The 10,510-nt window shown below is 35.6% G+C and carries 10 protein-coding genes; all 10 read right to left on the bottom strand.

The genetic code is table 11. The features are described 5' to 3' along the window. Positions 1–9: 9 nt before the first annotated feature. The 10 genes from ACP5FO_RS00880 to ACP5FO_RS00835 all read right to left on the bottom strand — a co-directional run bounded on the left by ACP5FO_RS00880 (position 10) and on the right by ACP5FO_RS00835 (position 10,431). Positions 10–753, bottom strand: coding sequence for a hypothetical protein (locus ACP5FO_RS00880; protein ID WP_428105828.1), 744 nt, complete (start codon positions 751–753; stop codon positions 10–12). Next, positions 740–1,906 carry a class II glutamine amidotransferase gene (locus tag ACP5FO_RS00875; RefSeq protein ID WP_428156868.1) on the bottom strand — a complete coding sequence of 389 codons (1,167 nt, stop codon included), beginning with the start codon at positions 1,904–1,906 and terminating at the stop codon, positions 740–742. The genes ACP5FO_RS00880 and ACP5FO_RS00875 overlap by 14 nt, the downstream gene beginning before the upstream one ends. Before the next feature lie 6 nt (positions 1,907–1,912). Further along, positions 1,913–3,169, bottom strand: coding sequence for an NAD(P)/FAD-dependent oxidoreductase (locus ACP5FO_RS00870; RefSeq protein WP_428105824.1), 1,257 nt, complete (start codon positions 3,167–3,169; stop codon positions 1,913–1,915). A gap of 11 nt (positions 3,170–3,180) precedes the next feature. Next, a complete protein-coding gene (locus tag ACP5FO_RS00865) occupies positions 3,181–3,615 on the bottom strand; it encodes a 4Fe-4S dicluster domain-containing protein (protein WP_428105821.1) in 435 nt (144 codons plus the stop codon). Between the two features lie 4 nt (positions 3,616–3,619). Beyond that, the gene (locus ACP5FO_RS00860) at positions 3,620–5,128 is read right to left on the bottom strand and encodes a glutamate synthase-related protein (RefSeq protein WP_428106158.1); all 1,509 of its coding nucleotides are present in this window, start codon (positions 5,126–5,128) and stop codon (positions 3,620–3,622) included. A gap of 134 nt (positions 5,129–5,262) precedes the next feature. Beyond that, positions 5,263–6,081, bottom strand: coding sequence for a flagellar motor protein MotB (locus tag ACP5FO_RS00855; protein WP_428105819.1), 819 nt, complete (start codon positions 6,079–6,081; stop codon positions 5,263–5,265). Then, positions 6,081–6,929, bottom strand: a complete 849-nt coding sequence (locus ACP5FO_RS00850) for a motility-associated protein (protein ID WP_428156867.1) — start codon at positions 6,927–6,929, stop codon at positions 6,081–6,083. The genes ACP5FO_RS00855 and ACP5FO_RS00850 overlap by 1 nt, the downstream gene beginning before the upstream one ends. Positions 6,930–6,975: 46 nt before the next feature. After that, positions 6,976–8,247, bottom strand: a complete 1,272-nt coding sequence (locus ACP5FO_RS00845; protein ID WP_428105812.1) for a phenylacetate--CoA ligase family protein — start codon at positions 8,245–8,247, stop codon at positions 6,976–6,978. Further along, complete coding sequence (locus ACP5FO_RS00840) at positions 8,234–8,665, bottom strand: 2-oxoacid:acceptor oxidoreductase family protein (protein ID WP_025392725.1); 432 nt, start codon at positions 8,663–8,665, stop codon at positions 8,234–8,236. The genes ACP5FO_RS00845 and ACP5FO_RS00840 overlap by 14 nt, the downstream gene beginning before the upstream one ends. Then, the gene (locus ACP5FO_RS00835; RefSeq protein ID WP_428156866.1) at positions 8,662–10,431 is read right to left on the bottom strand and encodes a thiamine pyrophosphate-dependent enzyme; all 1,770 of its coding nucleotides are present in this window, start codon (positions 10,429–10,431) and stop codon (positions 8,662–8,664) included. The genes ACP5FO_RS00840 and ACP5FO_RS00835 overlap by 4 nt, the downstream gene beginning before the upstream one ends. Positions 10,432–10,510 lie beyond the last annotated feature (79 nt).

The following is a 10,510-nucleotide window of genomic DNA, read 5'->3' as shown; positions in this document are numbered from 1 at the left end:
TCCTAATATTTAAGGCCCCGGGATGTACAAATTTCCATAGGGCCTTTTACTTTTTGGTGTGATTTTTATAAACTCGTCTTTTATTATCTTATCACAATCAAAACCAAAAATATCGCAAAATTTCTTTACATTTGTTAGGATTTTTTGCATATCTTTGTCGTCTGGCTTGCCAATAAGAACTTCTTGAGAGCACAAATTCTCATCTAAGCCTTCTCTTACAAAAATTGAGCCGCCATGCATACCGGTACCCACATAGTTACCGGTTAAACGTTTTTTATCTCTGTTTAGTCCAAGCAGTATCAATGTTCCACCAGCCATATATTCACCCATAAAAGCTCCAGCACAACCGCCTATTACTACTGTTGGGCTTATATCTTCTTTATAGGCTTTCATGTGAATGCATGCCCTATAGCCAACATTGCCTTTGACAAATATTGAACCACCTCTCATGCTATAGCCCAATACATCACCTGCATTGCCATGAATAATTATTTCTCCAGAACTCATAGTATTTCCTATGCCATCTTGAGCATCTTCGTTAACAATAATAATAGGACCTTCCATAAATGCACCTAAATCATTTCCTGGTACGCCGTTAATGACTATTTCTACGGGTTTTGCTATACCACAGCCTATATAGTATTGACCAAAAACACTATCAAGTACAATTTTATCATTACCCTCTAAAACAGCCTGTCTTATCTGATGATTCAAGACATTATATTTAACATTATACGCATTAATCCTCTTCATCTTCTACCCCATAGTAAGTATTGTAAGCCTCATTAGTGAGTCTAACGACAACTGGTTCGCCTGCATCGGGTGAACCTATAGAATCAACATCCCTGCATATGTATTTTATAGCTGCTTCTTCGCTTGAAAAATAGTATGTATTATCTTTTTGCCCAACAACAAGAGGCCTTAGCTTAATCCTATCATTTAGAGCCATTATACCGCCTTTAAACGTTAACAAAATTGAAAACGGTCCATTAAGCAATGCTCTACCGTATATTATTCTCAAAGCCTTGTAAAGTTTTTTCTGCTCTTGTGGCATCCTTTCTATCTCTTCCCATAAAGGAGCACTGAATATTTTGGCTAACAACTCTATTGGTATCTTGTGTTTTCTTACAATTAAATCCGCCAGATATACAATTGCTTCTGTATCAGTTTTTTGTGTACATTTATAGCCGTGCATCTCAAGATATCGCTTATTTGCGCCATAAGATGAAATCTCTCCATTGTGTACAACTGTCCAATCAAGCAAACCAAATGGATGTGCGCCACCCCACCAGCCTGGCGTATTGGTAGGAAAACGGTTATGGGCTGTCCAACAAAAAGCCTTGTAACGTTCAATTCTGAAAAAATTTGCAATTTCATCGGGATAGCCTATACCTTTAAATACACCCATGTTTTTACCACTTGATATAACAAAAGCGCCATTTATATTTTCGTTTATAAAGAACACAAGCTTGTTTATAAATTCATCGGCATCAGTTTCGCTCATGTACTCGCTTTCTGCTTTTGTGCCCTGGGCTCTTGGCAATACAAAATATACAAAAAACATAGGACGTTTCCTGTTTTTCATTCCCCTTGTGGGAATACCGCTGCGTTCTGCAACCATTACCCTGCGCTCTAAAAAATCCTCTACAGCACGCTTTGCCAAATCGTCATCAATCATCAAATGCAACGCATAGTAATTTTTAAATTCCGGATATATACCATATGCGGCGTATCCTGAGCCCAAACCATTTCCTCTATCGCGCATTATATCAATTGCAGAAACAACAACACTGCCATCTACAAGATCACCTTTTGTTTGAAAAATACCAAAGATGCCGCAACCAGAAGCGTCTTTCGGGTCATTTGAAATAGAAAAACTATCAATATTTCTATTTATATCTATCATACTTACCTACCCTTTTAATTTTCTATCAAGCCTTAGCACTCTAAAAGCTTTATCAAAATATTTCCACCCAAAATCATTGTTTAAAAATGTATCTTTTATCCATGAAACATCAAACTTTTTTTCTATCATCCAATTAAACATACCTGCTTTTTCAACATTATTTACAAGAATAACACCAATTAATTTGTTATCTCTAATAATAAACTTTCTATATTTGTCATCTTTTTTGTATTCTAGTACCTCATCAGTATCACTTTCAATTAATCCCATAGAAATAAACCCTACATTGCCAATCTCAATGGAATTCATTGCAAAACCACCGCCAAACTTTACCTCATATCCGCTTGCATTCAGGCCTGCAATATAGCCTTCCCTGGCTGCAAGCGGCAAAATAGGAATAGGCCTTCTTACATTTACTACAATATCATAAATACTTGCAACATCACCAGCTGCATAGCAATCATCGCATGCTTTTAGGTAATCATCAACCACAATGCCTCTATCAAGCTTTATATTTTTATCAACAAAATCTACATTTGGCGCAACACCTACACTGAGCAAGCACGCATCGCATGTTATGTTTTTTCCACTTGCAAGCAGCACTTCTTTTACCTTTTGATTACCATTTAGCTGCACAACAGAATCATTTAAAATTATCTCAACACCGCTCTTTTTTAATTGCTCTTGTATAAGCAAGGCACCATAGTCGTCAATCGCTGGGAACAGCACTCTCTTTGCCAATTCAACAAGTGTTACTTTTTTGCCAATTTTTGACAAATCGTAAGCCATCTTTGTGCCAATTAAACCTGCTCCTACAATTACAATTGAATTAATATTATCTAAGTCCTCTTTTAGCTTTCTTGCCACTTTAATATTGGTAAGCGTATATACGCCATCTAACTCTATGCCTTCAATATTTTTTGGCAATATTGCATTGGCACCGCTTGCAATTATAAGTTTATCATAATCTATAATGCTTGAATCCTCAATTGAGACTATTTTATTTTTTGTATCAATATGTTCTGCTTTTTTGCCAAGTATGACTTTAATATTGTTTTTCTCATAAAAATCGCTTCTTCTGTAAAACATTCTCTCTTGAGAAAAACTTACTTCTCCTATTATCCAATTGGGAAGTAGTGGCCTTGAATAACATCTGCTTTGCTCATCAGATATTATTAACAACTCACCTTGAGTATCATTTTGTCTAATAGCAGATGCCGCATTAATGCCAGCTACAGAATTTCCTATTATTACATACTTCATTTAATAAATCCTCACAACTCTTCAAAAGTTAAAGCTTCATTGGGGCATGCTTCAACACATGCAGGAATGCTTCTATCCGGACATAAATCACATTTTACAGATAAGCCAAAATCTTCTTTCTTGCCTTGCTTTATAACACCATATGGGCAAACCATAACACACATCCAGCAACCTACACAAAGCTCAATGTTAACCACTACATAGCCTCTCTCATCTCTATGCATGGCCCCATTTTGACATGCAAAAATACATGGCGCATCATCGCAGTGCCTGCACATTATTGAAGCTGAATATGGATAATTAAACTCCGCAGTACACCTCGATAATACATTTTCTTTTTTTACAGCTTTTATAATGTCTTTTGATACAGAATGCTCTGTTTTACAAGCTACCTCACATAAATGACAGTATACACAATTATCTTCATTTATTTTAACAAGCTTCATTTTATTATTCTCCTGCATGCAATATACCTAATATTTCCATTTCTTTTTCGCTTAAATTAAAACCTCTTAAGGCAAGCCTGTTTCCTTTTAGTGATTCTATAGAGTTGATTCCCATAGCACCAAGCGTTTCTTTTATCTCTAATCCCCAAACATTAACTAAATTAACAAGCCTTTGGGTAGCAATGTTTGGGTTTTGGCGCTTTGACAAAAATGGGTCTTGTGTTGCAATACCCCATGCACATTTGCCTGTATGACACTGTTGACACATGGTGCAACCTATAGCAATAAGCGTGGCTGTGCCAATATATACTGCATCTGCACCTAATGCAATTGCTTTGATTACATCCATTGAATTCCTAATACCGCCCGATGCAACCAGAGAAATTTTTCCTCTCAAACCTTCCTGTCTTAATCTATCATCCACACTTGCAAGGGCAAGCTCTATGGGAAGACCTACATTATCCCTGATAACTTGAGGTGATGCACCCGTTCCACCTTTAAAACCATCAAGGACAATTACATCAGCACCGGCTTGAGCTACACCGCTTGCAATTGCAGCAATGTTATGCACGCATGCAATTTTAACAAAAACAGGTTTTTTGTACTCGGTTGCTTCTTTTAATGCATATATAAGTTGTCTTAAATCTTCAATTGAATAAATATCATGATGGGGTGCAGGACTAAGTGCATCTGTGCCTTTTGGTATCATTCTCGTTTGGGCAATAGAAGCTGTAACCTTTTCACCGGGCAAGTGACCACCTATGCCTGGCTTTGCGCCCTGGCCAATTTTAATTTCAATTGCGCTTGCCACATCAAGATATTCTTTGTAAACACCAAAACGTCCGCTTGCAACCTGAACTATTATATTGCCTTTAAATTTGTAATGATCTTTATGAAGACCACCTTCGCCAGAGTTAAAGTACGTACCAAGCTCAACTGCTGCCCTGCCTATAGCTTCAATTACATTATAGTTTAAAGCACCATAGCTCATCGCAGCAAACATTATAGGCAGCTCAATTTCTAACTGAGGAGACAAAACTGTTTTTAGCTTACCGTTTTCTATATCTAAATGGTCAACCTTTTTGCCTAAAAATGTTTTTAACTCCATTGGTTCTCTTAAAGGATCTATCGATGGATTTGTAACCTGTGAAGCATTTATAAGCATATGATCCCAATACACAATATACGGTTTATCTGAGCCCATAGAAACAACTGGTGCTCCGCCAAACGCTGCTCTTTTTTTGACACCAACCAAATTCCATTGACCCCAACTTTCATTGATACGATAGGGCGTAGAACGGTTTTCTATTGTTATGGCTTCTGTTGGACAAAACGCAGCGCATCTATTGCAACCTACGCATTTTGAGTCCCAGTTCCATATTTTATCTTCTTCATAGTCATAAAATGTAGCATCAAATGAACACTGATCCACACAAGCTTTACATTTAATACACCTATCTGGATCTCTTATAACATGAAAATCTGGAGGTGTATAAGTTTTAACATCTTTCATCCACTTCACTTTATTACTCCCCTTAAACAGAAATATAATTTAAGGATAAATACATACAATAAAAAATAATCATTGTCAATACCGTTAATTATCTAAAGAATAATATTAAAAAAATGTAATATATTTGATATGAGCTATAGCTTTTTAATCAATATTACAATGCGCCTGTTAACCGGATCTTGGGGCAATGTGCCTGGCATAGGTCTTGTATCGCCATAACCAACAACACTGGAAAATCGCTGCGATACTATGCCTTGACTTTCTAAAACCCTTCTTGCTGAATTTGCCCTACCAACTGACAAATCCCAATTCGATGGCCCAGAAACAGTTGGTGTATAGTTTGCATATCCTTCAATAACGAGCTTATTTGGAAGTGGTCTAATATTTGACGCAATAATTTTTAAGATTTCCAACGTATATGGCTCTGGTTCAATAGATCCATTTGCAAACATCGGTCTATCGTTTTTATCAAATAAAATAATATTTAAACCTTCTTCATTGATTGAAAATTTTATCTGGGCACCATAGGGAGCAATTTCTTTATTTGACTTTACTGCTTCTTGAATTTTACCCAGGATAGAAGCCATTTGATTTTGCATTTCGTATTTATTTTCATGTCTTTTTAACTGGGAAGCTTGATTATTTATAGTTATGGGTTTATTCTCAGAAGGCATCTGGCTGATCACAAGCTGTTTTGAGCCTATATCAAATACTCCTTTTGATGGATTTAAGCCACTTCCTTGTGAAACGCTTACAGATTGCATAGGGTGTGTAAAGTAATACTCAATAATTTTTCTTTGCTGTTCGTTTGTTGCTGCAACAAGCCACATAACAAGGAAAAAAGCCATCATTGAAGTCATAAAATCGCCATAGGCTATCTCCCACACGCTTGATTCGGGCAGTTTAGGCTTTTTGCATTTTTTTTTGCGTACTAAATTGGTATTGTCTGCCATTATCGTCTCTCTTTGGCAAGTTTTTCAACCTCGTCAAATTCAGTTCGGTAGGCGGGTGCTATAGTTTGTCTTACAGACTCCATAGCAATAATTGGCGCATCACCTTTAGCGATAGAAATAATACCAATTTTAAGTGATTTTAAGTAACTTGTGAACTCTTCATTTTTGATTTCTTGAACTGTAGCCATTGGACCAATCACCACATAACAAAGAAGCAAACCCAGAAAAGTGCCTGTAAGTGCACCTGCAACATGGTGACCTACTTCTAAAATAGAACCCCCCAGTGCGCCCATGGTTAAAATAACACCCATAACAGCAGCAACAATACCCATGCCAGGCATACTTTCGGCAATCTTGGCCACCATCTTTGGCGCTATAGACATTTCTTTTTCTACAACTTCAATATTAGAATCAAGCATTTCGTCAAGTTTTTCTATTTCAATACCCGTTACAATGTTTCTTATTGCATCAATTACAAATTCTTTGGCTCCTTTATTTTTTAGCAAAAAGGTATTAGACTGCATAATAGGGCTTTCTTCTGGCGTATCAACAATTACTTCAAGTGATAATATGCCATCTTTTCTTACTTTAACTGATAAGTTGTAAATAAACAGTAATAACTCCAAATATACTTTTTTATTTAGAGGGTTTGATTTTGCAAACCCGACAATAACTTTTATAGCATCCTTCATAATAGAAGGTGTAGTAGAAGCAACAAGTATACCCGCTGCACCGCCAAATAAGACGATATATTCTGATACCTGTATTAAAACAAGTGGCTTTCCACCACCCAAAACAAAACCTGTTAAAATAGCAGCAATGGTAAGTACAACACCGATTACATTCATTTATACCCCACACTAATACAATCGGAATATATGCAAAAAAAATAAGTTATTTCTGTCTTTTGTCAATAACTCTTACCATTTTGCCTGGCGTTCTTTGTATTGTATTTTCTGGAACAATTTGCAATATGCAATGAAAACCCAATAAATCATAGAGGGCGTTTTCCAGTCTATTTCTTGCTTCAGATGAAAAACCATTTGTTTTTTCTAAAATTATTGTAATCTCATCTTTACCTTTTGTGTTTTCAAGCACAATTTGATAGTATGGGCCAATTGTTTTATACTGAAGCAAAATCTGTTCAATTTGAGATGGATAAAAATTAACACCTTTAACTTTTAACATATCATCCGTGCGTCCTTTTAGTCGAGAAACTCTTAAGTGTGTCCTTCCGCAATCGCACTTATCTCTTGAAACAATTTTTGTTATATCTTTTGTACGATACCTTATTAGCGGCAAACCTTCCCTTGTTAGAGTTGTGATAACAAGCTCGCCTTCTTTTCCATCATCAAGGGGATTTAGTGTATTTGGATCTACAATTTCTGCAATATAGTGATCTTCCCATATATGTATGCCAGATTTTGCCTCACAATCAATACCCATGCCAACACCACCAGTTTCCGTCATGCCTATAATATCAAATGTTTTAACCCTCATCTGACTTTCAATGCGAGCCCTAAGTTCATCTGACCATGTCTCTGCTCCCAAAATGGCTACGCGTAAATTTGTTTTAGAAAAATCAAAGTTGTTTTGGTTTGCAACTTCTATAAGTCTTTGTGGGTATGAAGCAATTGAGCAAATGGCAGTTGTTTGAAAATCTTTTATGAATTTAAGCTGGAGTAGAGTCCTACCTGCACCCATTGGTATTATAAAAGCTCCAATTTTTTGAGCTCCAAAATGAAAACCAAACCCGCCATTAAACAAACCAAAAGATGGCATTATCTGGATTCTATCTTTTTTGTCAACGCCAGCTGCATAAAAACACCTTGCAACAATTTCTGCCCAATTTTCCACATCGGACTGGCTCATAGCATTTATTACAGGCGTGCCTGTTGTGCCTGAGCTTGTATGTATTCTTACTATTTTGTCTGTATAGGTAATATGATTCAGAGGGTAAGCTTCTCTGAGTTCTTCTTTTGTTGTAAAAGGTAATTTTTTTAAGTCATCAAGGCTTTTTATGTCATCTGGCTCAATTGAATCATACTTTGATTTAAGAGATGAGTTAGAGTTTTTTATTAAAGAAAGCGTTTGTTTTAAGCGATCAAGCTGAAGTTTTTGGATCTCTTCTTGAGGCATTGTCTCAAAATGTTCATTGAATATCATTATTAAACCCCTTGTTAAAAAATTCTGCATCATTTTTATTAATTAAACTAATGGCTTTTTGATAATCAATATTTAATACCTTTGCTAATTTGGCAAACATATAAATATTTAACATTTTTGGGTTGGATTTTAAAATATACTCCTGTTCTTTTTCAGACAAAAATATAATATTTTGCGAATATAAATAAGCAAGCTTTTTGAGTGAATTATTTAACAAAACAACTAAATCTGCCTTTTTGTAACCAATAGTTGGGCTTTTGTAATCACCAATTTTTAAGTGTACCTCTACAAGACCACCTTTTTTTGCCATACCATGGATCTCGCTTGATAGTATATTTTGACCATCAAACGATTTAATAATCAGCCTTGATAGGTAAAGTACACCTTCACCGCCCCTTCCCAGTAAAACAATTTTCATTTTAGTACCTTTATGGAGCCAAATGGGCAACTATATATACACTGAGCACAATCGATGCATGTTTTTCTATCAATTTCCACCTGTTTAGTATCTTCATTGAATATAAGCGATTGACACTCAAACTCATCGATACATAATTTACAGCCCTTGCAATCATTATCCACAAAAACTTTAATAATTGGGTTATTTTTTAAACCTTCATCTGTATTGACACATAAATGTCTAAATATAATAACAGCTATTGAAGAATTTTTTTCAATATAATCTTTTGATAATTTTAGTACCTCAATGCTTTTTTGAAAATCATACGGATCGACAATTTCTAAAAAACCAATATCTAAGCTTCTAACTATTTTTTCTATAGATATAGGTTTTGCTATCTCGCCAAGAGAATTAACCGGACTTGATGGTGTTTTTTGATTACCTGTCATGGCAACTGTAGAATTATCAAGTATAACAAGCAAAAATGCAGCGTTATTATGAATTGCATCAATCAAGGCGCTCAGTCCTGTATGAAAAAATGTTGAATCACCAATGATTGCTACTACATGCTGGTTTTTGTCGGAAAGTTTAAATGCTTTATTAAAACCAAAAGCAAAAGATACACTTGCGCCCATACAATGAACAGTATCTGTTACACCTAAATTTACACCAAGCGTGTAACATCCTATATCACCGGCAAAAATTGCATTTTTATAAACTTGCTTTATCTCAAAAAAAGCGCTTCTATGGGCACAACCCGGGCACAAGGAAGGCGGTTTGTCTTGGAAATCAATATTAACTGGCACAAAAGAATCTAAAACACCAATATTGTACAAAATTTTTTCACAAACATCCATGCTGAGTTCGCCTTCTTTTGGCACAATATTGTTTCTTCTGCCTTGTGTATTTAGCTGTAACTCTATTAATGGATAGGTTTCCTCAACTGCTATAGTTTTTTCAAATCTTGACAGATCAATATTTGGCAAAGGATATGGAATATCTATCTTGGCAAGTGTAACTTTGTTTTGTAGTTTGTATTCTTGTATTAGCTCATATAGGTTACTATAGACCAAACCACTTGATACAATTAAAATACTACCTGAAAAATCGTACTTTATTGAGTTGTTTAAAGCAATACTGAAGAGTTTTTCATTTAATTTTTTATGCAATATAAACCTTAGTTTGGGCGTTGCCGCAAACCTCGCTGGATCTTTTTGAAAGTTTGCATTCAAGACAATATTTTCAATATTATCTTGCACAATAATATTTTGCCTTCCATGCGATATGCGCGTTGTAGTTCTAAGCATTACTGGCAGTCTATAAGCTCTGCTTAACTCAATAGCTTTCTTTGAAAAATCATAGGCTTCTTTGATATCTGAAGGATCAAAAACGGGTATTTTGGCAAAAAAAGCTAACATACGAGAGTCCTGTTCGGTTTGTGAAGAATATGGCCCAGGGTCATCTGCTACAACAACCACAAAAGCTCCTTGTGTGCCTACAAGAGAAGCGCTCATCAATGGGTCAAGCGCAACATTAAGACCTACCTGCTTGCAAAAAAAAGCCGAATCAATACCGGTAAAGCTAGCGCTTAGAGCTTCTTCTAGTCCTACTTTTTCATTTACAGACCACTCTATATAAGCATTCAAATTGTATTTGGATTTTAAATATAGGCAGTAGCGCAAAATCTCACTTGAAGGCGTTCCGGGATAAGCACTTGCAAACCTCACATTGCTCTCTAAAAGCGCCTGAGCTATCGCTTCATTGCCAGACAAAATCTCTAACATAAAATATACTTTTAGCAAAAATTACAAATTTTGCAAGCAACTTGAAAAAAGTGTTTTTTTTAATAAAATATGTAGAATA

This window comes from Desulfurella sp. (assembly GCF_049977265.1).
Classification (GTDB): Bacteria; Campylobacterota_A; Desulfurellia; order Desulfurellales; family Desulfurellaceae; genus Desulfurella.
Note: the sequence above shows the minus strand (reverse complement) of the source record. Positions and strands in the feature narration are given on the sequence as shown.